The organism is Tenacibaculum sp. IMCC1 (assembly GCF_054906355.1).
The window spans coordinates 325735-351549 of record NZ_CM142818.1; the positions used below are offsets into that span (position 1 = coordinate 325735).

Annotated in this window: 23 protein-coding genes; 13 read left to right on the forward strand and 10 right to left on the reverse strand. The window is 32.6% G+C overall.

Annotated elements, in window-relative coordinates:
* Positions 1-140: 140 nt before the first annotated feature.
* Both ACXIHB_RS01565 and ACXIHB_RS01570 read left to right on the forward strand, forming a co-directional pair.
* Positions 141-722, forward strand: coding sequence for a PASTA domain-containing protein (locus tag ACXIHB_RS01565; protein WP_462098735.1), 582 nt, complete (start codon positions 141-143; stop codon positions 720-722).
* A gap of 17 nt (positions 723-739) precedes the next feature.
* Positions 740-1774 carry an RluA family pseudouridine synthase gene (locus tag ACXIHB_RS01570; RefSeq protein ID WP_462098736.1) on the forward strand — a complete coding sequence of 345 codons (1035 nt, stop codon included), beginning with the start codon at positions 740-742 and terminating at the stop codon, positions 1772-1774.
* Between the two features lie 264 nt (positions 1775-2038).
* On the opposite strand, the gene ACXIHB_RS01575 is transcribed toward ACXIHB_RS01570, so the two are convergent.
* The 3 genes from ACXIHB_RS01575 to ACXIHB_RS01585 all read right to left on the reverse strand — a co-directional run bounded on the left by ACXIHB_RS01575 (position 2039) and on the right by ACXIHB_RS01585 (position 5113).
* The gene (locus tag ACXIHB_RS01575; protein ID WP_159615972.1) at positions 2039-3046 is read right to left on the reverse strand and encodes a formimidoylglutamase; all 1008 of its coding nucleotides are present in this window, start codon (positions 3044-3046) and stop codon (positions 2039-2041) included.
* A 108-nt stretch (positions 3047-3154) separates the two neighbouring features.
* A complete protein-coding gene (gene hutI, locus ACXIHB_RS01580) occupies positions 3155-4390 on the reverse strand; it encodes an imidazolonepropionase (protein ID WP_462098737.1) in 1236 nt (411 codons plus the stop codon).
* A gap of 183 nt (positions 4391-4573) precedes the next feature.
* Entirely contained in the window at positions 4574-5113 is a 540-nt protein-coding gene (locus ACXIHB_RS01585) for a ClbS/DfsB family four-helix bundle protein (RefSeq protein WP_159615968.1), read from the reverse strand.
* Between the two features lie 376 nt (positions 5114-5489).
* On the opposite strand from ACXIHB_RS01585, the gene ACXIHB_RS01590 reads away from it, so the two are divergent.
* Positions 5490-6194, forward strand: a complete 705-nt coding sequence (locus ACXIHB_RS01590; protein WP_462098738.1) for a hypothetical protein — start codon at positions 5490-5492, stop codon at positions 6192-6194.
* Between the two features lie 52 nt (positions 6195-6246).
* Here ACXIHB_RS01590 and ACXIHB_RS01595 read toward each other — a convergent pair whose 3' ends face one another.
* The 3 genes from ACXIHB_RS01595 to ACXIHB_RS01605 form a co-directional block, all read right to left on the reverse strand.
* Positions 6247-6975, reverse strand: a complete 729-nt coding sequence (locus ACXIHB_RS01595; RefSeq protein ID WP_462098739.1) for a hypothetical protein — start codon at positions 6973-6975, stop codon at positions 6247-6249.
* A 130-nt stretch (positions 6976-7105) separates the two neighbouring features.
* A complete protein-coding gene (locus tag ACXIHB_RS01600) occupies positions 7106-8011 on the reverse strand; it encodes an abortive infection family protein (protein WP_462098740.1) in 906 nt (301 codons plus the stop codon).
* A gap of 232 nt (positions 8012-8243) precedes the next feature.
* A complete protein-coding gene (locus ACXIHB_RS01605; RefSeq protein WP_462098741.1) occupies positions 8244-8840 on the reverse strand; it encodes a Crp/Fnr family transcriptional regulator in 597 nt (198 codons plus the stop codon).
* 71 nt (positions 8841-8911) lie between these two features.
* Here ACXIHB_RS01605 and ACXIHB_RS01610 point away from each other — a divergent pair, with 71 nt between their 5' ends.
* On the forward strand, positions 8912-9322 hold the full coding sequence (locus ACXIHB_RS01610; protein WP_115901518.1) for a group III truncated hemoglobin: 411 nt from the start codon (positions 8912-8914) through the stop codon (positions 9320-9322).
* Here the strand turns inward: ACXIHB_RS01610 and ACXIHB_RS01615 are convergent.
* Entirely contained in the window at positions 9315-9665 is a 351-nt protein-coding gene (locus tag ACXIHB_RS01615) for a hypothetical protein (RefSeq protein WP_159616762.1), read from the reverse strand. The two genes, ACXIHB_RS01610 and ACXIHB_RS01615, sit on opposite strands and share 8 nt — an antisense overlap.
* Positions 9666-9794: 129 nt before the next feature.
* Here ACXIHB_RS01615 and ACXIHB_RS01620 point away from each other — a divergent pair, with 129 nt between their 5' ends.
* The 8 genes from ACXIHB_RS01620 (at position 9795) to ACXIHB_RS01655 (ending at position 20256) form a co-directional block, all read left to right on the forward strand.
* On the forward strand, positions 9795-11813 hold the full coding sequence (locus ACXIHB_RS01620; RefSeq protein ID WP_462098742.1) for a VWA domain-containing protein: 2019 nt from the start codon (positions 9795-9797) through the stop codon (positions 11811-11813).
* Positions 11813-11992 carry a CPXCG motif-containing cysteine-rich protein gene (locus ACXIHB_RS01625; protein ID WP_047790511.1) on the forward strand — a complete coding sequence of 60 codons (180 nt, stop codon included), beginning with the start codon at positions 11813-11815 and terminating at the stop codon, positions 11990-11992. Before ACXIHB_RS01620 ends, ACXIHB_RS01625 begins: the two co-directional genes overlap by 1 nt.
* A 5-nt stretch (positions 11993-11997) precedes the next feature.
* Positions 11998-12396 carry an acyl-CoA thioesterase gene (locus ACXIHB_RS01630; protein WP_047790498.1) on the forward strand — a complete coding sequence of 133 codons (399 nt, stop codon included), beginning with the start codon at positions 11998-12000 and terminating at the stop codon, positions 12394-12396.
* 33 nt (positions 12397-12429) lie between these two features.
* Positions 12430-12768, forward strand: a complete 339-nt coding sequence (locus ACXIHB_RS01635; protein ID WP_047790497.1) for a hypothetical protein — start codon at positions 12430-12432, stop codon at positions 12766-12768.
* A 121-nt stretch (positions 12769-12889) separates the two neighbouring features.
* Positions 12890-17200: a CusA/CzcA family heavy metal efflux RND transporter gene (locus ACXIHB_RS01640; protein WP_462098743.1), complete on the forward strand. Its 4311-nt coding sequence runs from the start codon at positions 12890-12892 to the stop codon at positions 17198-17200.
* 10 nt (positions 17201-17210) lie between these two features.
* Positions 17211-18404, forward strand: a complete 1194-nt coding sequence (locus ACXIHB_RS01645) for an efflux RND transporter periplasmic adaptor subunit (RefSeq protein ID WP_462098744.1) — start codon at positions 17211-17213, stop codon at positions 18402-18404.
* Positions 18405-18491: 87 nt separating this feature from the next.
* On the forward strand, positions 18492-19391 hold the full coding sequence (locus ACXIHB_RS01650) for a cation diffusion facilitator family transporter (RefSeq protein ID WP_253680686.1): 900 nt from the start codon (positions 18492-18494) through the stop codon (positions 19389-19391).
* 34 nt (positions 19392-19425) lie between these two features.
* A complete protein-coding gene (locus tag ACXIHB_RS01655; protein WP_462098745.1) occupies positions 19426-20256 on the forward strand; it encodes a prohibitin family protein in 831 nt (276 codons plus the stop codon).
* A 70-nt stretch (positions 20257-20326) separates the two neighbouring features.
* Here the strand turns inward: ACXIHB_RS01655 and ACXIHB_RS01660 are convergent, their stop codons facing one another.
* Together ACXIHB_RS01660 and ACXIHB_RS01665 are read right to left on the reverse strand one after the other, a co-directional pair.
* Complete coding sequence (locus ACXIHB_RS01660; RefSeq protein ID WP_462098746.1) at positions 20327-22117, reverse strand: DEAD/DEAH box helicase; 1791 nt, start codon at positions 22115-22117, stop codon at positions 20327-20329.
* A gap of 126 nt (positions 22118-22243) precedes the next feature.
* Positions 22244-23596, reverse strand: a complete 1353-nt coding sequence (locus ACXIHB_RS01665; protein WP_073182900.1) for a hypothetical protein — start codon at positions 23594-23596, stop codon at positions 22244-22246.
* 178 nt (positions 23597-23774) lie between these two features.
* On the opposite strand from ACXIHB_RS01665, the gene ACXIHB_RS01670 reads away from it, so the two are divergent.
* Positions 23775-25397, forward strand: coding sequence for an ABC-F family ATP-binding cassette domain-containing protein (locus ACXIHB_RS01670; protein WP_047789534.1), 1623 nt, complete (start codon positions 23775-23777; stop codon positions 25395-25397).
* A gap of 52 nt (positions 25398-25449) precedes the next feature.
* Here ACXIHB_RS01670 and ACXIHB_RS01675 read toward each other — a convergent pair whose 3' ends face one another.
* A complete protein-coding gene (locus ACXIHB_RS01675; RefSeq protein ID WP_047789535.1) occupies positions 25450-25728 on the reverse strand; it encodes an STAS domain-containing protein in 279 nt (92 codons plus the stop codon).
* Between the last annotated feature and the right edge of the window lie 87 nt (positions 25729-25815).

The following is a 25815-nucleotide window of genomic DNA, read 5'->3' on the forward strand; positions in this document are numbered from 1 at the left end:
AATTACTGTTTTTATCATTGTTTGTCTAAAATCCAATCGTTGGATTATACAAACTTACCAAAAAAACTCGTTTAAGACTTGTTGAATTTAAAATAGTAATATTTTTACTGTAAATTTGTGCGATCTTACAAAAAAATGATATGAGTAATTTTACAGAAAGTTTTAAAGGTTTATTTCAGTTTATTAAAAGTAAATCTTTTTTAAAAAACGTAATTATAGCAGTTGTTTCAATACTAGTTTTTGTATTTGTTTTACAATGGTGGTTAGGAGTTACAACAAATCACAATCAAAAAATACAAGTACCTGACTTACATAAAATGTCGTTAGCTGATGTTGAGCAAAAATTAAGTGAATTAAATTTAGATTTTGTGGTAATTGACAGTGCAAGTTATAATCCAGATTATCCTAAGAAGTCAATTATTGAGCAAGATCCGGAAGCAGGTGATTTTGTAAAAGAAAAGCGTAAAATATACTTAACCTTAAATCCGTCAAAGTATAGAGATGTAGAAGTGCCTAATTTAAATGGACGTACCAGACGTCAGGCAACAACACACCTACGTTCAATAGGGTTTAAAGTAGGAACTAAGGTTACTTGGGTACACGATATAGGAAAAGATGTGGTTCGTGGATTAAAGTATAACGGACAAAAAATTGAACCGGGAACTAAATTACCAAAACAAACAACCATCGACTTGATTTTAGGGGATGGTAACGGATACTAATTTTTATAAATTGATTGATGCAGGAAGATAATACTCCAGAGATAGAAAATGATGATTTATACGAGCACCATAGGTTTGTAGCAACAGATGGTCAAGTACCATTGCGAGTAGATAAGTTTTTAATGAATTTTATTGAAAATGCTACTCGAAATAAAATACAGCAAGCAGCTAAAGCAGGTAATGTTTTAGTTAATGATGTGGTAGTAAAGTCTAACTATAAGGTAAAACCAAAAGATGTAGTTAGAGTGGTGTTAACATATCCTCCTCACGAAAACTTATTAGTAGCAGAAGATATTCCTATTGATATAGTGTATGAAGATGATGAAGTGATAGTGGTAAACAAGCCAGCAGGAATGGTAGTTCACCCAGGTCATGGAAATTACTCTGGAACATTAGTGAACGGACTAATTCATCACATAGAAAACCTGCCCAAAAATTCAAATGAACGTCCTGGTTTAGTACATCGTATTGATAAAGATACAAGTGGATTATTGGTAGTTGCAAAAACAGAATACGCAATGGCACATTTGTCAAAGCAGTTTTTTGATCGTACTACTGAACGGTTGTATTATGCTTTAGTTTGGGGAAATATTGAAGAGGATGAAGGAACTATTGAAGGAAATATAGGACGTAGTTTTAAAAATCGCTTACAAATGGATGTCTTTCCTGATGGTGAGCATGGTAAGCATGCTGTTACTCATTATAAAGTACTTGAAAGACTTACGTATGTAACCTTGGTACAATGTAAGTTAGAAACGGGTAGAACGCATCAAATTAGAGCTCACTTTAAACATATTGGACATACACTTTTTAACGATGAACGTTATGGTGGGAATGCTATTTTAAAGGGAACTACGTTTACTAAATACAAACAATTTGTAGATAATTGCTTTAAAGTGTTGCCAAGACAAGCTTTGCATGCAAAAACTCTAGGTTTTACACATCCAACAACAGGAGAGTTTTTACAATTTAACTCTGAAGTACCAGAAGATATTACCGCTTGTTTAGAAAAATGGCGAACTTATTCAGAAAATTCAAAATTAGAAGAATAAAGAGGAGTGTAGTTAAAAACTTTATAATCAACTCTATTATAATTTGTTTCTTTTGAAAACTTAAAAGCCTATTTAAATTACTAAAACAAGTTCATACAAAAAGGAAGTAACCTTACATTACCAAGTATAAATAAATGTATTGGTTTATAAAGAGTATAAAACTTACTTGTTTTTTACCTCAGAACTTCTTTAAACAAGAAATACCACACCTAAAGTTAAACGGTGTGGTTCTATTTTTTACTAAAAAAATTAACTGTAGTATAATTAATTACTCTTAGCCTTAATAAAATCAGAAATTAAGTAGCTAATGTATTTTCCTACTTGCCCGTTAGCTATTTTATCTTTAACAACTGCAGGGGCTCCCTCACAAATATGTAAATAAGAAGCATTTTGTAGCGTTCCAAAATAATGTATAAATCTACGAGCTTGTTGTGGAGTAAATCCGCTAGGTGTCATAGCACTACTTGGAAAATGCTGCACACAATCCAAATCAATTTCAATTCCGAAAGGAGCATTTTTTATAAAACTTTCAGCACGTTGTAATTCGCCTTTAAAAGAAGTAGTGTGATACACTTCTAACTCTTCAAACGTATTATACTCTAAGTTTAAACTATCATGAATCATTTCAAACACATATTGAGGCGTGTAGTTTTCATGCAACCCAAACATAAAATAATTTTGAATAAAGCCTTCTTGTAAGGCGTACGAAAATCCGTTACCACTATGACGCTCTTCCAAACGACGTAAATCGGTATGCGCATCTAAGTTAATCACATTTACAGGTTGATTTTTCCCTTCAGAAAGCCCTTTAATATTTCCGTAAGCATTGTTGTGTCCACCACCAATGATAATAGGAGTTTTACCACTCTCAACAATTATTTTAATAAGCTTAGAAAGCTCTTTATCTATTGCTTTTACTAATAAATCACCTTTTTCTCTGTCAGAAACATCAAAACTATATACATCGTCCAAACAATCTAAATATCCTAACACTAGGATGTCGTTTCCATTAATAAATTGATTTTGCTGGGTGTTTAAAAACGACTTTAAAGCAGGAATAAAAGCAGTGTGTGCACCACCATTTCCACCATTCATACGAACACCAATATCTTCTGGAACTCCTAAAATAACAAAAGAAGCAGAGGAATTTTTAAGTTCTGATTGTAGTTCTTTTTTGGAGTCGATAACCGCAACGCACTCACCTAATTTTGTTTCGCCTTCACGTGGGGCAACAAACTCTTGTATGTCTTTTTCGTTGAATATTGTTAGCATATTGTATTGTCTTTTTAGAAAACGTCATTTCGAACTAAAGTGTAACGAAAGGAGAAATCTAACGGCTTCTTATTACTATTCGGAATGACAGTTTACACATAGTTTAGCTTACTGAACCTCTTTTCCGTTGATAAACACTGAATCAATTAAGTTACTTCCGAAGGAATACGGTAAAAATCCGTACGAAGGAATTTCTTTTGTAAGGATTAAATTCGCCTTTTTTCCCTTGGTAATACTTCCAACCTCGTTTGATAAATTCATCGCATACGCTCCGTTAATAGTTGCTGCATTAATAGCCTCTTCTGGTGTCATTTTCATTTTAATACAAGCTGTTGCTACCACAAAATTCATATTTCCTGATGGTGTAGACCCTGGGTTGTAATCGGTAGCTAAGGCTAACGGCAATCCTGCATTTATAATATCATGAGCAGGGGTGTATGGAATACTTAAAAAGTACGAACAAGAAGGTAAGGCAACAGGCATGGTTTGCGTTCCTTTCAAGGCTTCAATGTCTTCTGTGTTCATTACTTCTAAATGATCTACTGACAAGGCATTGTGTTTTATGCTCACTTGAACCCCGCCAATAGTTGTAAACTGGTTTACGTGTACTTTGGGTGTTAATCCGTATTGTTGCGCAGCAGTTAAAATTCTGTCGGTATCTTCTACTGAGAAGTATCCCGTTTCGCAGAAAGCATCTACAAAATCCGCTAGATTTTCCTCAGCAACTTTAGGTAACATTTCTTCAATAATTACATTGATATATCCTTCTCTGTTGTTTTTGTATTCAGTAGGGAAGGCGTGTGCCCCTAAAAAAGTAGCTTTTACAGGAATGTTATAATTCTCTCGTAGCTTTTTTATAACACGTAGCATTTTTAACTCAGCATCTACGGTTAAACCATAACCAGATTTTATTTCAACAGCACCAGTACCTAAAGCAATTACTTCTTCTAAGCGTTTTGCTGATTGTTGGTATAGCTCTTCTTCTGAAGTTTCTTGTAATTTCTTAGCCGAATTTACAATACCACCACCACGATTGGCAATTTCTTCATAACTCAAACCATTAATTCTATCTACAAACTCTTGTTCACGATTGCCTGCATATACAATGTGTGTATGAGAATCGCACCAAGTAGGCAACATCATTTTACCAGTACAATCCACCGTTTTATCAGCAGAAATAGGAGCTTTTTTCATACTACCATAGTCGGTAATAATACCATTTTCAACCAATAAAAAAGCATTTTTTATGGTAGGTAAAATGTTCATCGCAGCTCCTGATACTTTTTTAGTACTTGTTTCTCTAATTTGTATTAATTCTTTAATGTTTATGAATAAAGTTGTCATGTTGAATACTTAAATTTGTTAGACAAACTTACGGTAAAAACTACAATGTATGGTATGTTTTTAGGGCTGATATGTGTTTTACTTCTTTTTTTAAGTTGTTAATTTGTATTTATGAGTAAATGATAAGTAAGTGCTTCGTTTAGAGTGTTCTTTAAAAAGTATTTTTAGTAAACGCATTAGTTTTTACCTTAATTCTTTGTTGTACGTTCGTATTTTTTCTTCATTCTGTTTTTTCCACTTTCGAACTCTGCTTCTTGCGTTTTTGTATGGTGATGAAGTGTTTAATTGTATCATTTTTCCTTTAGTCCACTTTTCGTACCAAGGTTTTTCATACAAATCTGCGTTGTCATTCGTTTTAATTAACTCTAATATTTTTCCTACATTTCTGTCCAATTCGGTTAGAAGTGTTTTGTAATCAAAATTTTCGTAATCAGAATAAAATTTTTGAGCAAGTTTCCCTAATTCATTCCACTTAAATCCTGTTTCTGGAAATTCCACAATTTGTCCTTTATCTTGTCGGTGATTCCATTTCAGGACGAGTTCAGACCAACCAACAAGATAAGCAACCAAATCTGACACACTCATTTTAGTTTCTTTTGCATGTCCTTCGAGTTCTTTTTCTTTGGTCAGTTCCGTTGGAATACTTTCTAAGTCCTTTTTCAGTTTGGAATAGTTATTCTCAATTTCAAAAATCAATTCTTCTTTATTTTTTGGAACTGCCATTTCTTTGTTTTTTGTTCATATGAAGCATAACGAACTCTGATATGAATAACATGGTTTAATACTTAACTTTTCAGTTTTTGCATCCACCTTTTTTTATACGTTTTCAAATGTATTAAAACTAATACGTTATTTAAAGTAAAGTTATTAATGAGTAATCGGTATTTGTTAATTAATTATGTAACTCCAATAAACTTACTACAATATGTATATAAAATATTACGGAGTTTTATAAATCTATCAATTTTATTATTTATGACACACCTTATTGGATAGTCACCATAAGTGAGCTTCGCTGAGTTTTCCTCAACGCAACGAAACCATAAGCGAGCTTCGCTGAGCTTTTCTCAACACAACGGAACAATCAGCGACCCATGCCGTGGAGTTAACGGAGCATGCCGTAGTATCAGCGACCCGTGCCGTGGAGTTAACGGAGCATGCCGTGATATCAGCGACCCATGCCGTGGTGTCAACGGAGCACGCCGTAGTATCAGCGACCCGTGCCGTGGTGTTAACGGAGGATGCCGTGATATCAGCGACCCATGCCGTGATGTTAACGGAGCATGCCGTGATATCAGCGACCCGTGCCGTGGTGTTAACGGAGCATGCCGTGATATCAGCGACCCATGCCGTGTTGTTAACGGAGCATGCCTTAGTATCAGCGACCCATGCCGTGATGTTAACGGAGCATGCCGTGATATCAGCGACCCGTGCCGTAGTATTAGCGACCCATGCCGTGATGTTAACGGAGCATGCCGTAGTATCAGCGACCCATGCCGTGGTGTCAACGGAGCGTGCCGTAGTATCAGCGACCCGTGCCGTGGTGTTAACGGAGCGTGCCGTGATATCAGCGACCCATGCCGTGGTGTTAACGGAGCGTGCCGTAGTATCAGCGACCCGTGCCGTGGTGTTAACGGAGCATGCTGTAGTATCAGCGACCCATGCCGTGGTATCAACGGAGCATGCTGTAGTATCAGCGACCCGTGCCGTAATATCAATAAGATTCGCTGGGAGAGTATTTAGGAAGTATTTAATAAGACGTGGTTTGTCGTATGATATGAACGATAAAAGTATTTTGAGATAAATTTTTGTAAAATTTTCTTGTTTTACCTTAGTTCTTTATTTGCTACAGTAATTTACCCAGTTAATGCAATCCAATCTCCGATATTGTCAAGAACAAACTTTATTCCTCTTTTAAAAACTTCTTTACGACCTAATTCTAAAACTTCTTTCAATAGAGGCAGGCTTTTCTTTCTAACATTTGCAAAAAACTTACTAATCTTTTTGACAGTAGCCTTTTTGGTCATTTTGGGAATGTTGTCTTTAATTTCTTCCGCTTCTTTTATTAATTCAGCGTTATCTTCTTCATTGTCTTTTAATACTTTTATAACTTTTACAAAGTAATTGTGTATAATTATTTGCTTCTCTAATTTGTAAGGATTTTTGTCAGCGTCTTCATCCAAAATTTCAAAATTCTCATAAAATTCACGTTCATATTCATTAAGAATATTTTCTTCAGGTGTCCAACTGGCTTTATTGTAAGAACGAATTATGTTAGTCCATTGTTCTAAAATAACCAGAATCGATTTTTCTTCGGCAACTGTTTTTTTAGTACCGATTGCTATATTATTTGCTGGATTGTAATCCGCTTTGAAAAGTATTTTGTTCCTGTTATCTTGATTTGGACTATGAATGAGAAATTGAAAGTCAGATATTTTGGATTTATCTTTTATTAAAAGTTCCATTGGGTCGTCAGTTGTCAACTCTAAAATGTCACTATTTTTTTCCACAAATTGTCTTACCCTATTATTTAGTCGTTCGACAGTTTGTACAAAAAGTAAAGAATATTGTTTTTTGTTTGTCATTTTCTCTTATTGTAGCCAACGTCTCCGGCTATGAGTAGTTGCTCGGTTTAGCACTTAAATTTGCAAGTACACACCATACTGAAAATCCGCGAGAATTTTCAGAAGTAGGCGAGACCATTGTTATAACCAGTTATTTTTTGAGTTTATGTGTTTCTAATAAATATATTGCTAAAGTCGATGCAGCACCAACAGCTAGTTTAGCGTGCCTTGGCTGTAAACCTTTAAACTTTCCATCTTTGCCGTGTCCACTTCCATATTCGTTTCTCACTTCTCCAATTCCTTGAACTACTGATGATAAACTACCTAAAATTTGCTTAATCGAACTTGCAGCTCTTGCTTCATTCGGAATATCATCAGGGGTTAATTTTAACAGTTTGGTAGTTTCTTTCATTAACTTGGGCAAATCCCAATTCTTGTCATAAACCTCGTTTCTTTCATCAAATATTGATTTACATGATGTTTCTATTAACTCTTTAGCTAGTCCAATTGAAATATGAGGTGAATTCTCAATTGAAGACTCCATCAGATTAATCTGTTGAGATACATAATCAGCTGTCAGGATTTTTTTGATGTTTTGTCCTTTTTTTTGAATAGAATCTTTACCTGTTATTTTAAGTCTACCAACAAATATTGGTTTGTTTGAAATTCTTGTTTTTTCTACGAGCTCAAAATTGTCATCTTTTAGACTATCATTAAATATTTGAAGCATTTTATTTACATCTGAAGATTCATTCCTAACCAAAGGATGAATCATCTCACACAGAAAGTCTAAAAAGATAGAATCGTCACAGTTTAGTAAATTGAACCTATCATCATAAAATATCCAATTATCCTCCCAATCATCTGGATTATTTACTCTATGTTGCCAAATATCTCCAGATGCATTTTCAAATCTTCCGTCATATGATGGCATATTCTCTAAATCGAACATTCTGGATAAAAAGTCCACTTCTTCTAATCGACCAGACCACCAAAATCCTTCAACTTGTATAAAGTCAAAAATATTTCTTCTAGTTATTGTTGAGATTTTCTTCAAATTTTTGAGATATGTTTTAATTGGTTACAACTTGTTTATACGCTATCAAATATAGTATAATCAATACATTACCTAAAATAAAGTTATGAACGAGTTATTGGTATTTATTAACTAATTATACAATCCCAGCGAACTTACGACAAGGGGTGTACAAATTCTTACGGAATCCCATAAACCTATTAATTTTTATGGTTAGTAACACATTTTATCAAATGGTCTCTTTAGGCAAGCTTTAACGATATACCTTTCGTTTGCTAATTTTTAGGTCTCCCTTTTTTTCTAAAGATTTTATGACCCGAATAACCGTTTCTACGCGTAAACCTAAAATATCGGCTATTTGTTGTCGAGTATAGGCTACTTTAAATGAATATTTTCCTTCAACTTTATATACATCGTCTTTTAAATAATCAATAAAGCGGAGAACTCTATGGGCAGGTTCTTGGCTAGATATTTCGGAAGCGATAATAGCTTTGTAGTACAAACGTTTTGCTAAACTCTGGGTGATTTTTAAATGAATTTCAGGATTATCTTGCAGTAATTTAAACAGGTTGCTTTTAGACAAGGCTAGAATAGTACTATCAGAAATTGCCACCGCATTAGCAGGGTATTTTACATCGATAAATAAAGGTGGTTCACCAAAACTTTGGTTTTTATAAAACACTCCCTGAATAAACTCTTTACCATCATCATTAAAATTATTCATTTTAACCACTCCGCTTATTATTTGATAGTAATAATGTGCAGTTTGTTTTTCAGAAAAAATAATTTCGTCTTTTTGAAAACGTTTCGTTTCAGCGGTATATTTTAATAAGAGTTCTTCTGGAATCATTATGATTTAAGTCATAAATTGCAATTGCATAAAGATATACTTTTGTAGCGTATTTCAACAACGATTTGTAAATGGATAAAAGAGACATAGAAAATAGGGAAGATGTGTATAAGTTAGTATCAACCTTTTATAATGATAAAATTAGAAAGGATGATTTTATAGGGCCTATATTTTTGAAAACAATTCCAGAAGAAACTTGGGAACCTCATTTACAAAAGCTCACCGATTTTTGGGAAACGAATTTGTTTTTTGTTAGAAAGTTTAAAGGAAATCCGATGAAAGCACACAAAGATGTAGATAGAGATTTTGAGTATGCTATCTATCAGGAACACTTTGGACGCTGGTTGCAATTGTGGTTTGAAACGGTTGATGAACTTTTTGACGGAACCAAAGCACATGAAGCTAAAGAAAGAGCAAGAAACATAGCTTCTATGCTCTTTTTTAGAATGTTTGAAGCTAAGCCGAAGCCTACAACTACGTAGCAAGTAGGTAAAAAATCAACGAAATATTACCAAGTATATTAATAATAAATGCCCATGCAATTATTTTAAAAGGTTGTTGGCTTATGGCGGTAGCATTAGCGCCCATAGCCGTTACACAAGCAAAAATTAGGGCAAATAAATTAACCTCGCCATTTACGGCTAAAGCAGCTGTAATGGAAGAAATCATAGAGCCTACAGTAATTAATATAATAGATACACCAATGCTATTTCGTTCTCCTTCAGCAATTTTTTTATTGATGTAAGCCGTAATTCCCATACTATTTGTTTTTTGAAGTGTTTTTTGAAGTGTTTTTTCAGTGGTTACGTTTTCAGTAGTTACCATACATATTAGTTTATGATAAAAATATATAACTGATAACTAGTTTTTTATGATTCAGATCATAAATGAAAAAGAAGAAAAGGTCTTTTTATTTGTTAGATATTTTTATCTTCACATACTAAAATAAGCTGAGTGGAGTCAATAACTATAATTTACATTGTATTAGCCGTATTAATAAGCGTAGCCATTGCTTTTTTTCAATATTTCTATAAGGTAAATAGAACTCCGAAAGTACATATCTTACTTTTTAGCTTAAAAGCACTAAGTCTTTTTTTAATTGGGTTACTACTCATTAATCCGAAGATAACAACTCTTGAAACAGAGAACATAAAACCTGTGTTATCTGTATTGGTAGATAATTCACTATCTACTCAGTTTTTTAAAGAAGAAAAAAAGGTTCAAGAAGTAATATCAAAAGTAGAAAGTAACGAAGAACTTCAAGATAAATTTGACGTACAGTATTTTTCGTTCGGGAATGATATTAAGGTGTTGGATAGTTTATCGTTTGCTGAAACACAAACCAATATTTCAAAAGCAATTGATGCTGTTAATGAGTTGAATAAAGATAAAAATGCAGCTACCATTTTAATAACTGATGGAAATCAAACCCAAGGGAATGATTACGAGTTTTCATCAACAAAGCATAAAGTATTTCCTGTAGTTATAGGGGATACTATTCAATATCAAGACATTCAAATTTCACAGTTAAATGTGAATAAGTACAGCTATGTAAAGAACAAGTTTCCTGTAGAGGCGTTGTTGTATTATGAAGGAAAAGAAACGGTAAACACTACTTTTTCAATCGTAAAAAACGGGAGCAGGGTTTTCTCTAAAAGAGTACGTTTTTCACCAGAAAATCCTGTACAAACTGTTACAGCCAACTTAGTGTCTGCTACCAAAGGAGTACACTATTATACAGCATCGATAAGTAGTATAGCGAATGAAAAAAACACGAAAAACAATTATAAAAGCTTTTCAGTAGAAGTTTTAGATGAGCAAACCAAGGTTTTACTATTAAGTTCTTTTTTACACCCAGATTTAGGAGCGCTTAAAAAAGCGATTGAGAGCAATAAACAACGCAAAGTAGACATTGCTTTGATACAAGATAGAAATATAGATTTAGATGCATATCAGTTTTTTGTTTTGTATCAGCCTAACAGTTATTTTAAAGCAACTTTAGAAAAAATACAATCTAATTTTTTACTGGTATCAGGAACTAAAACAGATTGGAACTTTTTGAATAGTCAAGGTTTGGGAGTTCAAAAAAGAGCCATTAATCAAAAAGAAGAATACACTGCTATTTACAATCCAGACTTTTTAACTTTTTATCAAGAGGATATAGGTTTTGGTCAATTTCCACCACTAAAAGACAAGTTTGGAGAGGTACAGCTTAAAAAAGAATCTCAAAGCTTGTTGTATCAGAAGTATGCAGGCGTAGAAACCACTCAACCGTTATTGTCAACCTTTGAAGAGAATGATAAAAAGTATGCAGTACTATTTGGTGAGGGTATTTGGAAATGGAGAGCAGCCAGTTATTTAAAAGAGAAAAACTTTGAAAGCTTTGATACGTTTGTAGGAAATTTAGTTCAGTATTTAGCATCCACCAAAAAGAGAAAACGTTTAGATGTAAAAGCGCAACGTTTGTATGCAGCTAATGAACCTATAACTATAAGTGCATTTTATGTTGATAAAAACTACCAATTTGATAGCAGAGCATCTTTAGAGCTGACAGTAACTAACTTAGAAACAAAAGCTAGAAAGAGCATTCCGTTTTCGTTATTTAATAACTCATATCAAGTTGCTGTTGAAGGATTAGCCTCAGGAGAATATTCATATACTGTAACTGTAAAGAATCAAAATATAAGAAGTTCAGGGAGGTTTAAGATTGAAGATTATCAGATAGAAGAGCAATTTACCAATGCTAATTTTAAAAAATTGGAACAATTGGCATCAAAAACAGATGGAGCAATTGCTTATGTAGATAAAGTTGACGAATTATTAAAAAAGATACAAGAAGATGCATCTTTTTATACCACTCAAAAGTCTATTACCAAAAAACAAAGTTTAGTTGATTGGAAATGGTTGTTATTGCTGATTATAGTTTTACTATCTATAGAGTGGTTTGTTAGAAAATATTATGGTAAAATATGATGTATGAGCACTTTTTTCAATGTCCGCATTGTTGGGAAGAAATTTCCATGTTGTTGGATGCTAGTACATCTGAAACCTATGTAGAAGATTGTGAGGTTTGTTGCAATCCTATACAAATAACGTTTACCTTTGTAAATAACGATTTAGTAGCTTTTGAAGCTAAAAATATAGAACAATAAATACGATGAGATTTCACACACGTAAATGGGTAAAACCAGAAGATTTAAATCCTAACGGAACACTTTTCGGAGGACGATTATTACAATGGATTGATGAAGAAGTAGCGTTATATGCTATTATTCAGCTAGAAATTCCTAAAACAGTAACCAAGTTTATGTCTGAAATAAATTTTGTTAGTTCAGCAAAACAAGGAGATATTGTTGAAATAGGAATTGATGTAGTAAAGTTTGGAACAACATCTATTACCTTAAGCTGTGAGGTTCGTAACAAAATAACTCGAAAAACAATTATCGCAATTGATAAAATTGTTATGGTAAGTTTAGATGAAGAAGGAAGCCCTTTTGCGCATGGTAAAACAAAAATTGAATACGTTAAAGACAGATTGGACAAAGAAGGTTCATAAAATTTTATAATTTTGTAACTCTAAACTAGATTAGTGAAAAAAAGCATCATCATATTATTAACTTTACTGTTAATTGTGCCTCCTTTAGAAGCACATGTAGATGCTATTGTTTTTGAAAGCGAAACTGAGGTTCATGTTGAAAGTTTTAATACTTTGCATCAAGATGAACATCATGAAAATGATACAGAAGAAGAAAAAAACAAAGAACACCACCATCATTGTAACGTAATTACAATTACAGCAGATTTTATTCCGACTGACTATAGTTATAATATTCCTATTTTCTTAGAAGTAAGAAACCGTATTAACTTCTATAGAAACACCTATTATAATTCATACTTATCGGCTATTTTCCAGCCACCAAAGTTTTAATTCTATTTTCCTATTACTAACAGCAGTAGCTCTTGTGTAAACAAGAACTACAAACTGTTGTGCCGATTATTTAATAATAACCGGTAGAAATTATGTTACACTAGAATTAAATCAATACAAAATGTTAGATAACATTATCAAATTTTCAATTAAAAATAAATTGATTATTGGAGCATTGGTTGTGGCATTAATAGGCTGGGGAATTTACTCTCTAAAACAATTACCTATTGATGCTGTACCAGATATTACCAATAATCAGGTGCAAATAATAACATCAGCACCTTCACAATCAGCCCAAGATATAGAACGTTTAGTGACGTTTCCTATAGAAATTACCATGTCAAACATTCCAGATATCGAAGAAATTCGTTCTTTCTCTCGATTTGGATTAAGTGTCGTTACAATCGTTTTTAAAGAAAGTACCGATATTTATTGGGCGCGTCAACAAATTAGTGAACGGTTGATAGAAGCCAAAAATCAAATTCCTGATGGAGTAGGAACACCAGAAATGGCACCAGTGACCACAGGATTGGGTGAAATTTATCAATATACGTTATATACCAAAGAAGGATACGAAAAACAATACGATGCAATGGAGTTACGCTCTATTCAAGATTGGATTGTTCGTCGCCAACTCTTAGGAATTGAAGGAGTAGCTGATGTAAGTAGCTTTGGAGGCTTTTTAAAGCAATATGAAGTAGCTATTGAACCAGAACGCTTGCAATCGTTAAATGTTAGTATAAACGAGGTTTTTGAGGCATTATCTAAGAACAATCAAAATACAGGAGGAGCATATATTGATAAAAACCCGAAAGCGTACTTTATTCGAAGTGAAGGGTTGATAAAAACTCCAGAAGACATTCAGAATATTGTCATAAAAAACAATATAAACGGAACACCTATACTGATGAAAGATATAGGGAAAGTTCAGTTAGGGCATGCGGTACGATATGGCGCAATGACAAGAAATACTGACGGAGAAGTGGTAGGTGCTATTGTTATGATGTTAAAAGGAGCCAATTCTTCAAAAGTGATTGAGAATGTAAAAGAAAGAATAGCACAAATAGAAAAAAGTTTGCCAGAAGGAGTTGCCATAAAACCCTTTTTAGATAGAACTAAATTGGTAGACAAAGCCATAAAAACGGTATCAACCAACCTTATTGAAGGGGCTTTAATTGTCATTTTTATTTTGGTGTTGCTGTTAGGAAACTTACGAGCGGGGTTAATTGTAGCGTCGGTTATCCCGTTAGCAATGCTGTTTGCTATTAGTTTAATGAACGTGTTTGGCGTTTCTGGAAACTTAATGAGTTTAGGAGCAATTGACTTTGGTATTATTGTAGACGGTTCTGTAATTATTGTAGAAGCAACACTACATCACTTAGGGTTAAAAAAATCAGGAACGCAATTAACCCAAAATCAAATGGATGATGAAGTGTATGAGTCGGCTTCAAAAATAAGAACAAGTGCGGCTTTTGGAGAAATCATTATCCTTATTGTGTACTTACCAATTCTTGCCTTGGTAGGTATTGAAGGAAAAATGTTTAAACCAATGGCATTAACCGTAAGTTTTGCAATTTTAGGAGCCTTTTTACTATCGCTTACTTATGTACCTATGATGAGTTCGTTGTTTTTAAAGAAAACAATCAATAACAAGAAGAATATTTCAGATAAAATCATCACAGCATTACAAAATGTATACACTCCAATACTCAACTTTGTGTTAACTCATAAAATAAAAGTAGTGATAGGTTCAGTAGCTATTTTTATACTCAGTTTAGTCACTTTTTCTAAAATGGGATCAGAGTTTATTCCTTCTTTAGATGAAGGAGATTTGGCAGTACAAACTACTGTATCAACAGGAAGTTCGCTGTCGTATACTATTGATGTTTCCAACCAAGCATCAGCGCTGTTAATAAAGGAGTTTCCAGACGAAATAGAGCAAATAGTTAGTAGAATAGGTTCTTCTGAAATTCCTACAGACCCTATGCCAATAGAGGCTTCAGACATCATTATTATTTTAAAAGAAAAAGATGATTGGACAAAAGCTAGCACAAAGAATGAACTGACAGAAAAAATGCAGCAATTGTTAGATGAAAACATGTTAGGTGTTTCTTTCGGCTTTCAACAACCTATTCAAATGCGATTTAATGAGTTGATGACAGGTGCTAGGCAAGATGTAGTACTTAAGATTTATGGAGAAGATTTAGACAGATTGGTAAAATATGCCAATCAGTTAAGTAGAATTATTCCAGATGTAGCAGGAGCAGAAGATGTGTATGTTGAAAAAATGACGGGACTACAACAAATTGTAATTGAGTATAACAGAAGTCAGTTAGCCTATTATGGACTCAACATTGAAGACGTAAACACTACCGTAAATGCAGCTTTTGCAGGTCAAAGTGCAGGATCAGTATATGAAGGTGAAAAACGTTACGATTTGGTAGTACGTTTAGCAAAAAATAGAAGAGCTAGTATTGAAGATATTCGTAAACTATACATTACAACTGCAACCGGGGCACAAATTCCGTTAACTGCAGTAGCTTCTGTAGATTTTAAAACAGGGCCTAACCAAATTCAAAGAGATGATGCTAAGCGTAGAATAACAGTTGGTTTTAATGTAAGAGGACGTGATGTAGCTAGTATTGTAAACGAATTAAAAAGCAAAGTTTCAGATAAAATAACATTCGATCCGGGATATTATATTACGTATGGAGGAACTTTTAAAAATTTAGAAGAGGCTCGTGCCAGATTAGGCGTTGCAGTACCAGTAGCGTTATTACTCATCTTTTTGTTACTATATTTTACATTTAAATCTATTAAACAAAGTGTATTAATATTTACAGCAATACCTATGTCTGCTATTGGTGGAATTTTCGCGTTGTGGTTACGAGGGATGCCTTTCTCAATTTCAGCAGGAGTAGGTTTTATAGCCTTATTTGGTGTAGCGGTGTTAAATGGAATCGTTTTAATTGCTGAGTTTAATCGTTTAAAGACCATTGGAATATCAGACCTTACAGAAATTGTGAAAAGAGGAACTTCGGTGCGTTTGCGTCCTGTTATTATGACCGCAGCTGTAGCTTCATTAGGGTTTTTACCTATGGCATTATCATCCTCAGCAGGAGCAGAGGTACAAAAGCCTTTAGCTACCGTAGTAATTGGAGGATTGGTGTCTGCAACTTTATTAACCTTACTTATTTTACCTGTGTTGTATATGCTTTTTGAAAAGAAAGTAAACTTAAAAGCGAAAAAGAGTATAGTAACTGTAGTAGTATTTGCAATTGGAGTTTTTGGAGTTCAAGCACAAGAAGTGCCTCAAAAGTTAACAGAACAACAAGTTATTGATTTGGCGTTGCAAAAATCGGTATTGATGAAAAAATCAACCTTAGCTATTGAAAAATCCAAAGCAGGAATTGGTAAAGCAATAGAATTGAATCCGACAACAGTTCAATACCAAGATGTTGGTGTAGCCAATGGCATAGCGGAAAAAGAATGGTCTGTAAATCAGAATTTCGGTTCTATTTTAACGCATATTCAAAAAAAGAAGTTGGCTAAAGAGAAAAATACTTTAGCAACGATTAATAATAATATAACAAAGAAAGAAACAGTAAGAAAGGCTAGAAGTTTATACCAACAGTGGAATTACTTATATGGATTGTTATCGATAATGGAAGAGCAACAGCTTAGTACCAATCAAATAAAAGAAATAGCTGATAAGTTGCATGCATCTGGAGAAATAGGAGGCTTAGAAAACGATTTAACCTCTTTACAATCGTTAGGAGTACAGTCACAAAAGAATAAAGTATACAAAGATTTCATTCAAGTAGAAAATGAATTAAAGCAATTATTACAAATTGATTATTTGATACAACCGCTTGAAAAACTACCTCAAAAAAAGGACTTTTTAATTCAAAAAGATTCGTTGTCAAAAGACTTTATCAAAAGTTTAGAGCAACAAAATAAGGTAGCGGCTAAAGGTGTGTCTGTAGCAAAATCAACTTATTTTCCAGCATTAACAGCTGGTGTAATTAATAGAAAAACAGGAAATGAGAACAGTTATACAGGTTTTAATGTAGGAGTAAATATTCCACTTTCTTTTTGGTCTAATAATGCAAAAATTAAAGAGCAAAAAATTATACAAGAAGAAATAGCTTATGAGAATAATAACAAAGCTATGGTAATTCAGAATAATTATAAAAGCTTACAAGAACAGCTTACGTATTTAAATGAAGAGTTAGTAAGTATTCATTCAACAGTTACACAAGCACAAAAGTTTATAAAAAAACTAGCATTAGCTTATAAGGTAGGAGAGATTGACGCCTACCAATATAATCAGAGCTTTACCGCTTATTTTCAGGTAATGCAAAACTATTTATCACTGGTTAATAGTTTTAACCAAACAGTAATAGCCTACGAGTTTTATATAAAAGAATAAAAATATACACATGAAAAAAATAGTAATAATATTAGTAACTATCATTATCGTTGTTAGTTGTAACTCAACAAAAGAAGACCATTCAGACCACGATCATGCAACAGCAGAAAAAACAACACAAAATGTAACGAACGATGAAGATCATAATGAAAATGGAATTCATTTAACCCAACAACAAATTGTAACAGCTAAAATAGAGACAGCTACAATCGAAAAGAGAAAGATTAGAGAAAAAGTAGCAGTAACCGGAACAATAGAGGTGCCACCACAAAGTAAAGCCACTATATATGCCCCTTTGGAAGCGTTTGTTTATAAAACAGATTTGTTACCTGGTGATAAGGTGAAAAAAGGACAAACAGTAGCGGTATTACAGCATCCTAACTTTATAGAGTTACAATATGCTTACCTTGAAGCAGTGAATAAATTAAAAGTAACTAAGGCAGATTATGAAAGAAAGAAAATGTTGTTAGAAAACGATATTACCTCCAAAAAATCATTTCAAATAGCTGAAGGAAGTTATCAATCGGCAAAAAGTTTAGCGAATAGCTATGCAGCACAGTTAAAAATGGCAGGATTATCACCTACTACAGTTGCAGCTAATGGGATTCAACAATATGTGTATGTAAAGGCTCCGATTTCTGGTTATGTTGTGGAGAATAATTTAAACAAAGGAATGTTTTTAGCAGCTAATTCAGAGATGATGGAAATAATAGATAATGATCATATGCATGCGGAGTTAAATGTTTTTGGAACAGACATAACTAAAATAAAGAAGGGAGATGAGTTCGAATTTCAACCTTCCGGAATAAATCTTACTTATGAAGGATATATAAAATTAATAAGCCAAAAAGTAGATGAACAAACGAAGACGGTAAATGTGCATGGGCATTTTGAAGATGAGCAAAATCGATTAAAAGCAGGAATGTTTATCAATGCTCAGATTTTGTTAGGAGGAGATGAAGTATACGCTGTTCCTGAAGAAGCAGTCATAGAAAATGAAGGAGAACATTTTGTTTTTGTTAAAAAGTCAGCAGGTGAATTTATACCTGTTGAGGTAACTGTTGGAGGTTCGGATAATGGATTTGTAGCAATAAAAACAATTCAAGAAGATAATTATAATGTAACTATTGTAACTAAAGGAGCACACTTTTTAAAAGGAAAGTTATTACAAATGGCAGGCGGAATGGAAGGTCATGCCCATTAACAAAACAACAAGCGATTATTTAATCCATAATCGCTTGTTTAGTTGTAATGCATCTTTTTTATACATTTAAAGTCAATTTATAAAAACATGGGACACAACCATAATCATTCACATGGAAACTCTACAGGGAATATAGCTGTAGCTTTTTTTCTTAATCTCGCTTTTACAATTATTGAATTTATTGGAGGCTTTTATACCAATAGTTTGGCTATTATGTCTGATGCACTGCATGATTTAGGCGATAGCTTAAGTTTAGGACTATCCTGGTATTTTCAAAAAAAATCGACAAAAAAGGCAACCAAGAAGTATTCTTACGGGTATAAACGATTTTCTCTTTTAGGTGCTATTATTAATTCGATAGTATTAGTGATAGGTTCAGTATTTATTATTAAAGAAGCAATTCCTCGAATTATCAATCCAGAAAACGCAGATGCCAAAGGTATGATGTGGTTAGCTGTTTTAGGAATTATAGTTAATGGAGCAGCTGTATTAAAATTAAAAAAAGGAACTTCAATTAACGAACGAGTAGTTTCATTACATTTATTAGAAGATGTGTTAGGCTGGGGAGTAGTATTGATTGCAAGTATTGTAATGCAGTTTTGGGATGTACCAGTATTAGATCCTGTTTTATCTATCGCTATTGCTGGTTTTGTACTGTATAATGTGTATAAAAACATAAAAGAGAGTCTTAGAGTTATATTACAAGGAACTCCTGAAAATATTTCTGTAGAAGAAATTCAACAAAGAATAGTTTCTATGAAAGGTGTAAAGAGCATTCATGATTGTCATTTATGGACTATGGATGGGGAATACAACGTGTTTACAGCCCATTTAGTACTAGAAGAAAAAGAAATGTCTTGGGAAAAAAGCCATGAAATAAAACAAGAAATTAAACAGGTTTTGCATGATGATTTTCATTTGGAACATATTACTCTTGAACTTGAATTTACATCACAAGAATGCGATTATGAAAACTGTGGTTCATAAATTTAATTGTACATTTGAGTAAAACATATAAAAAATGACAAGAAATCAAGTAGAGTTAAAGTTTCCGAAATTTGGATTGTTAATTCCTGTAGCCATAGTTTTAATAGTTTTCATAGCAAAATCTACGGTAACAATCAATTCAGGAGAAGCAGGAGTGTTGTATAAAACGTTTGGAGGAGGAGTTGTAACAGATGAGCCACCATTAGGAGAAGGTTTTCATGTAGTTGCTCCTTGGAATAAAGTACATGTATATGAAGTAAGACAGCAAGAGCTTTTTGAAAAAATGAAAGTGTTGTCATCTAACGGATTAGAAATTCAAATAGATGCCTCAGCTTGGTATCAACCAGTTTATAAAGATTTAGGAAACTTACATCAAACGCTAGGTGAAAATTATTTACAACGTGTAATTCAGCCAGCAATTCGTTCAGCAGCGCGTAGTGTAGTTGGTCGTTATACACCAGAACAGTTATATTCTAGTAAAAGAGATGCTATTCAAGATGAAATATTTATAGAGACAAAAAAAATATTAGAAAAACAGTATGTTCAGTTAAATGAAATCTTAGTTAGAGATGTAACCTTGCCATCAACTATTAAAGAAGCAATTGAACGAAAATTAAAACAAGAGCAAGAGTCTTTAGAATATGAGTTTAGATTAGTAACAGCTCAAAAAGAAGCAGAAAAGCAAATTATTGAAGCAAAAGGTAAAGCTGACGCCAATAGAATTTTAAGTGCATCGTTAACTGATAAAATTTTACAAGATAAAGGTATTGAAGCTACAAACAGGTTAGCTAATTCTACTAACAGCAAAGTTGTTATTATTGGTTCTGGTAAAAGTGGAATGCCAATTATTTTAGGGAATCAATAAATTTTATTTTGAATCTCATAATAAAAAAAGCAACTCATTTGAGTTGCTTTTTTATTTGATTGCTTTTAAATTAATCTCTTCTACGTTTTCTACCAAATCCTGCAGCAGGCTTGTTATCACTTCTTCTTGAAGAACTGTTTTCGTTACGTCTTCTACCAAAATTTTTTCTGCTATCAGTAGGCTTATCACTTCTACGTTTTTTACCATTGAATCCGCCACCACTTCTACGTGATTTTCTTCCACCACCACTACGGTCGTTTTTAGTAATTTCGATATTCACTGATCGTCCATTAAAATCTGGATCATTTGCTGCAAAGGCATCTAAAGTTTCTTTTTCGAAGTTTTTATCGATTTCAAAGAAAGAAAAAGTATCTAATATATCTATAGCTCCAATTTCAATTTTATCACCAATGTTCTGATCGTTGATTAAACCAATTAACTTGGCTGGGTTTAAACGATCTTTTCTTCCTAAATTGATGAAGAAACGGGTCATGTTTTCACTAGAAGAGCGTCCCCTTGAATTTTCTCTTGAAGATAAGTTGTTTAAATCAGGAGCATTTTCGTAGTAAGATAAGAAGGTGTTAAACTCTAAAGAAACAAACTTTTGAATTAACTCTTCACGACTTAAATCTTCTAATTTTTCGTAAATACTTGGTAAAAAACCTTCAATTTGTTCTGTGTTTACCTCAGTATTATGAACTTTATCAATTAAATGAAATAATTGGTTTTGACATATTTCCTTGCCAGATGGAATAGGAGTGTGAACGAATTGTTTTTTTATAATACGTTCAATAGGACGTAACCTGCCTTGTTCTTTTTTGCTTACTAAAGCAATAGAAACTCCCTTGTTACCGGCTCTACCAGTTCTACCACTACGGTGATTGTAGTTTTCAATTTGATCTGGTAATTTATGATTAATAACGTGTGTTAAGTTGTTAACATCCAATCCACGAGCAGCAACATCAGTAGCTACTAATATTTGAATGTTCTTTTTACGAAACTTCTCCATTACAGAGTCACGTTGAGCTTGTGATAAATCACCATGTAAAGAATCAGCATTATAACCATCTCTAATAAGATTATTAGCTACTTCTTGTGTTTCTCTACGTGTTCTACAGAAAACAATTCCGTAAATATCAGGGTTTAAATCAGCTACTCTTTTTAAAGCAGGATAACGAGTTTTTTCGTTTACTAAGTAATACTCATGACTTACATTATCTGAGCCTTGGTTTTTTTGTCCAGATGTAACTTCTACAGGGTTAGTCATGTAGTTTTTTGCAATATCTTCTACTTCTCTAGGAAAAGTTGCAGAAAACAATAATGTTTGTTTGGTGTTTGGTGTAGCTTCTAAAACTTGGTCTAGTTCATCTTTAAAGCCCATGTTAAGCATTTCATCAGCTTCGTCAAGTACTAACCATTGTACATTACCAAGCTTTAAAGCTCTTCTTTTAATTAAGTCTACAGTTCTACCAGGAGTACCTACAACTATTTGAACACCTTTTTTAAGTTTTCTTATTTGCTCTTCAATATTAGCTCCACCATAAACAGTAGCTACTTTTAAGTTAGGTAAATACTTTGAAAAGTCTTCAATGTTTTTTCCTATTTGTACTGCTAGTTCACGAGTAGGAGATAAGATGATTGCTTGTGTGTGTGTGCTTGTTTGATCAGCAAGTTCAATAATAGGTAAACTAAAGGCAGCAGTTTTACCTGTACCTGTTTGTGCAAATGCTTTTAAATCTTCTGTAGAAGAAATTATTTGTGGAATTGCTTTTTCTTGAATTACTGTTGGCTTTTCATAACCTAAATCGGTTAATGCCTTATTGATAGGTTCTTGCAAACCTAAATCTAAAAATGTTGACATACTGTGTTTTTAGAGAACCCACAGATGCCCCTCCGCGAATTCTATAATTAATATTAATTAAATCGTTTTAGCACGATTTTTTTTGGACGGTGCAAAAGTACACTAAATAAAATGAATAGAGGTTAACTATTTTGTTTTTTGTAAGTTGCTTATTTCTAGATTTATATCTTTAGCAGATAAGCTAGTATAACCATTTTGAATAATTCCGTTTTTATCAACTAAAATCATACGAGGAAATTTACTGGTGGTAAAATCACATACGGCACTTTCGCTAGGTATGGTGTATTGATATTTTACATCTACGTTTTTTGTAAATCTTTTAGAAGAGTCGCACAAATTAACAAGAACAAAATTAATATCAGGATTTTTTTTAACTAAATAATTGAAACGAGAAGAAACCCAATCATCTGATGCATACTCGTAGTTTTTTAATAAAACAACAGTGTTTTTATTTTTAGAAATGTTAGAAAACTCTTTTAACTCTCCGTCTGCTGCAATTAGTTTGAAAGGAGGTAATTTCTCTCCTTTATTTAGAACTTTTAAATCATTAATCAAACGCTGAACATTTTTTTTATGCTCGTTGTTGGTGTTTAACTTAAAAAAAGTAAAAAATGCTTCACTTTTAACTTCGCTACTAGGCTCTTCGTAAAAATTACGAATAACAGCATTGTACAACATTTTATTTTTAACAGTCTCGAGAGTTACATTTTCGTTAATGGCATGCAAAAGATTTTGTGTGAATTTATCAGTTTTCACTCCATTACTTTTCTGATAAGCATCATTATTAATTTTTTCCATCACGAATCTGTAGTAAGGTCCATAAAACATCAAAGAGTCTTTATTAGGAGCCTTTTCGCGGTAACTGTAATAAGAACTACTAAAATTTTGAATGTTATTATTTAAATTTTTAATAGCATATTGTTCTAATCTAGTATATAAAGGGAAGTTTAAAGATATATCAAAAACATCTAAAAAACCAGAAACATCATTACTGTTAGTTTTATAGTTTTCAAGAATAATCTTTTTATCTGATTTCATTGAATCTATCTTAGCCAAAAATTCATTTTTAGGTAAAGAAAGATATGCGAAGGTATTTTTAAAATCTTGCTCATATTGTAAAAAGGACTCTAACAAGAGATTATTACGTTCAGCATTTATACCGCTAAAAACTAATGATTCATCAAAGTCCCATGTATTCAGTCTAATTAACAAACTATCAGAAGGTTGCATGTATACATATTGAAGCTCATTACCATGATGAAAGATGTATAAACCTTCTTTAAATTTCTTATAGCTACCTAGGAACGTATTGTTTTTGCTAAGAGGTATAGTGTCGTTAAAATCGTAATTGTCTGATAATACAACAAAATCACATTTAGGATTGATGATTTTACCTCCAAAATAGGTAGGCTTATCCTTATCAGACTTATTACATCCAATAAACACAATTAATATGAGAGGTATAAAATACTTAATCATAATTCAAATTATCCTAAATATTAAAGTTCAAAAATAGATAACTCTTTAATATTAGGCTGTTAATTCGTTGTTAAAAACGAATTAAAACGAGCCAAAAGTAAGATGTTAAAAACTTTAATGCAAATTCTTTTATAGTCTTTAGTTTTTATATTTTTGCACGGAATTTAAAAAAATATACATGTTATCAGTTTCTAATTTATCAGTTCAGTTTGGAAAACGTGTTTTGTTTGATGAAGTAAACACAAAGTTTACTCAAGGAAATTGCTACGGAATTATCGGAGCAAATGGAGCGGGAAAATCTACATTTTTAAAGATTTTATCAGGAAAACAAGAACCAACTTCAGGGCAAGTTCATTTAGAACCAGGAAAGAGAATGTCTGTATTAACACAAGATCATTATGCTTTTGATGAGTATACTGCCTTAGAAGCTGTGTTAATGGGAAACAAAGAACTGCACAAAATAAAATCAGAAATAGATGCATTATATGCTGATTATTCTGACGAAAATGCAGAAAAAATTGGTGAGTTGCAAGTTCGTTTTGAAGAAATGGACGGTTGGAATGCCGATGCTTCTGCTGCAAGTTTACTGTCAAATTTGGGTATTAAAGAAGAAGATCATTACACATTATTATCAGAATTAGACTCTAAGAAAAAAGTACGTGTATTATTGGCACAAGCGTTATTTGGGAATCCTGATGTATTAATCATGGATGAGCCTACAAACGATTTGGATTTTGAAACTATTTCTTGGTTAGAAAATTTCTTAGCAAATTATGATAACACAGTAATTGTAGTATCTCATGACCGTCACTTTTTAGATGCTGTTTGTACGCATATTTCTGATATAGACTTTGGAAAAATTAATCATTATTCAGGAAATTATACTTTCTGGTATGAGTCTTCTCAATTAGCAGCTAAACAAAGAGCTCAACAAAATAAAAAGGCAGAAGATAAAAAGAAAGAATTAGAAGAGTTTATTCGTCGTTTTTCTGCAAACGTGGCTAAATCTAAACAAGCAACTTCACGTAAGAAAATGATTGAGAAACTAAATGTTGATGAAATTAAACCTTCTTCACGTCGTTATCCTGCAATTATTTTTGAAAGAGATAGAGAAGCGGGAGACCAGATTTTAAATATTGAAGGTTTATCAAAAAAGGATGCAGAAGGAGAGTTATTGTTTTCAAATGTTGATATTAATTTGAATAGAGGAGATAAAGTTGCTGTTATTTCTAAAAACTCTAAAGCAACTACAGCTTTTTATCAAGTAATTTCAGGTAATGAAGAAGCAGATTCAGGTAAATATAGTTGGGGTGTAACAACTACTCAATCGTATTTACCAGCAGATAACTCTGCTTATTTTCAAAATGGAGAGTTAAATTTAGTAGATTGGCTACGTCAATACGCACAAACTGAAGAGGAGAGAGAGGAAGTATTTTTAAGAGGTTTCTTAGGAAAAATGATTTTCTCAGGAGAAGAGGCTTTAAAGAAAAGTAATGTATTATCTGGAGGAGAGAAAGTACGTTGTATGCTATCTCGTATGATGATGACAAGAGCTAATATTTTAATGCTAGATGAACCAACAAATCACCTAGATTTAGAGTCTATTCAAGCGTTGAATAATTCATTAATAAACTTCAAGGGAACTGTATTGTTTACTACACATGACCATGAGTTTGCACAAACAGTAGCTAATAGAATAATAGAGATTACACCTAAAGGGATTATTGATAAGTATGCTACTTTCGATGAATATTTAGAGGACTCTAAAGTAAAAGAATTAAGAGAGAAAATGTATTCTTAAATTATTAATTAAAAAAACAGCCATAATATCATATAAAATTATGGCTGTTTTTTTATGCCACATTTCTGTAATATAATTCATCCATAATATCTTTTGAGCCTTTGCCACAAAAAAGCAAATTCTTTTTATTTTTTAAAGAAAACTGATAAGCTTCTACAATTGAGTTAACCCCTAGAGTATCAATATTAGTAACATTACTAATATCTATGCTAATGTCTTTATATTTTTTTATAAAAGAATAAATCATTACTTCAAAAAGCTGAACGTTGGTAAGAGTTAAGTCACCTGATATCTTTAAATAATTTTTAGAGCTTTTAATTTTAAATTCCATAATACATAGTTTTAAATTTATATTATAAAATTATAACTTGCTTTTAAAATAAATAGCTTATTTCGTTGGAATTCAGTTTTCTATAGT

What these genes read in the sequence shown, in the direction of transcription:
- ACXIHB_RS01565 (WP_462098735.1), top strand. Translation starts at nt 141, where the DNA reads ATGAGTAATTTTACAGAAAGTTTTAAAGGTTTATTTCAGTTTATTAAA.
- ACXIHB_RS01570 (WP_462098736.1), top strand. Translation starts at nt 740, where the DNA reads ATGCAGGAAGATAATACTCCAGAGATAGAAAATGATGATTTATACGAG.
- ACXIHB_RS01575 (WP_159615972.1), bottom strand. Translation starts at nt 3,046, where the DNA reads ATGCTAACAATATTCAACGAAAAAGACATACAAGAGTTTGTTGCCCCA.
- hutI (WP_462098737.1), bottom strand. Translation starts at nt 4,390, where the DNA reads ATGACAACTTTATTCATAAACATTAAAGAATTAATACAAATTAGAGAA.
- ACXIHB_RS01585 (WP_159615968.1), bottom strand. Translation starts at nt 5,113, where the DNA reads ATGGCAGTTCCAAAAAATAAAGAAGAATTGATTTTTGAAATTGAGAAT.
- ACXIHB_RS01595 (WP_462098739.1), bottom strand. Translation starts at nt 6,975, where the DNA reads ATGACAAACAAAAAACAATATTCTTTACTTTTTGTACAAACTGTCGAA.
- ACXIHB_RS01605 (WP_462098741.1), bottom strand. Translation starts at nt 8,840, where the DNA reads ATGATTCCAGAAGAACTCTTATTAAAATATACCGCTGAAACGAAACGT.
- ACXIHB_RS01610 (WP_115901518.1), top strand. Translation starts at nt 8,912, where the DNA reads ATGGATAAAAGAGACATAGAAAATAGGGAAGATGTGTATAAGTTAGTA.
- ACXIHB_RS01615 (WP_159616762.1), bottom strand. Translation starts at nt 9,665, where the DNA reads ATGGTAACTACTGAAAACGTAACCACTGAAAAAACACTTCAAAAAACA.
- ACXIHB_RS01625 (WP_047790511.1), top strand. Translation starts at nt 11,813, where the DNA reads ATGTATGAGCACTTTTTTCAATGTCCGCATTGTTGGGAAGAAATTTCC.
- ACXIHB_RS01630 (WP_047790498.1), top strand. Translation starts at nt 11,998, where the DNA reads ATGAGATTTCACACACGTAAATGGGTAAAACCAGAAGATTTAAATCCT.
- ACXIHB_RS01640 (WP_462098743.1), top strand. Translation starts at nt 12,890, where the DNA reads ATGTTAGATAACATTATCAAATTTTCAATTAAAAATAAATTGATTATT.
- ACXIHB_RS01645 (WP_462098744.1), top strand. Translation starts at nt 17,211, where the DNA reads ATGAAAAAAATAGTAATAATATTAGTAACTATCATTATCGTTGTTAGT.
- ACXIHB_RS01650 (WP_253680686.1), top strand. Translation starts at nt 18,492, where the DNA reads ATGGGACACAACCATAATCATTCACATGGAAACTCTACAGGGAATATA.
- ACXIHB_RS01655 (WP_462098745.1), top strand. Translation starts at nt 19,426, where the DNA reads ATGACAAGAAATCAAGTAGAGTTAAAGTTTCCGAAATTTGGATTGTTA.
- ACXIHB_RS01660 (WP_462098746.1), bottom strand. Translation starts at nt 22,117, where the DNA reads ATGTCAACATTTTTAGATTTAGGTTTGCAAGAACCTATCAATAAGGCA.
- ACXIHB_RS01665 (WP_073182900.1), bottom strand. Translation starts at nt 23,596, where the DNA reads ATGATTAAGTATTTTATACCTCTCATATTAATTGTGTTTATTGGATGT.
- ACXIHB_RS01670 (WP_047789534.1), top strand. Translation starts at nt 23,775, where the DNA reads ATGTTATCAGTTTCTAATTTATCAGTTCAGTTTGGAAAACGTGTTTTG.
- ACXIHB_RS01675 (WP_047789535.1), bottom strand. Translation starts at nt 25,728, where the DNA reads ATGGAATTTAAAATTAAAAGCTCTAAAAATTATTTAAAGATATCAGGT.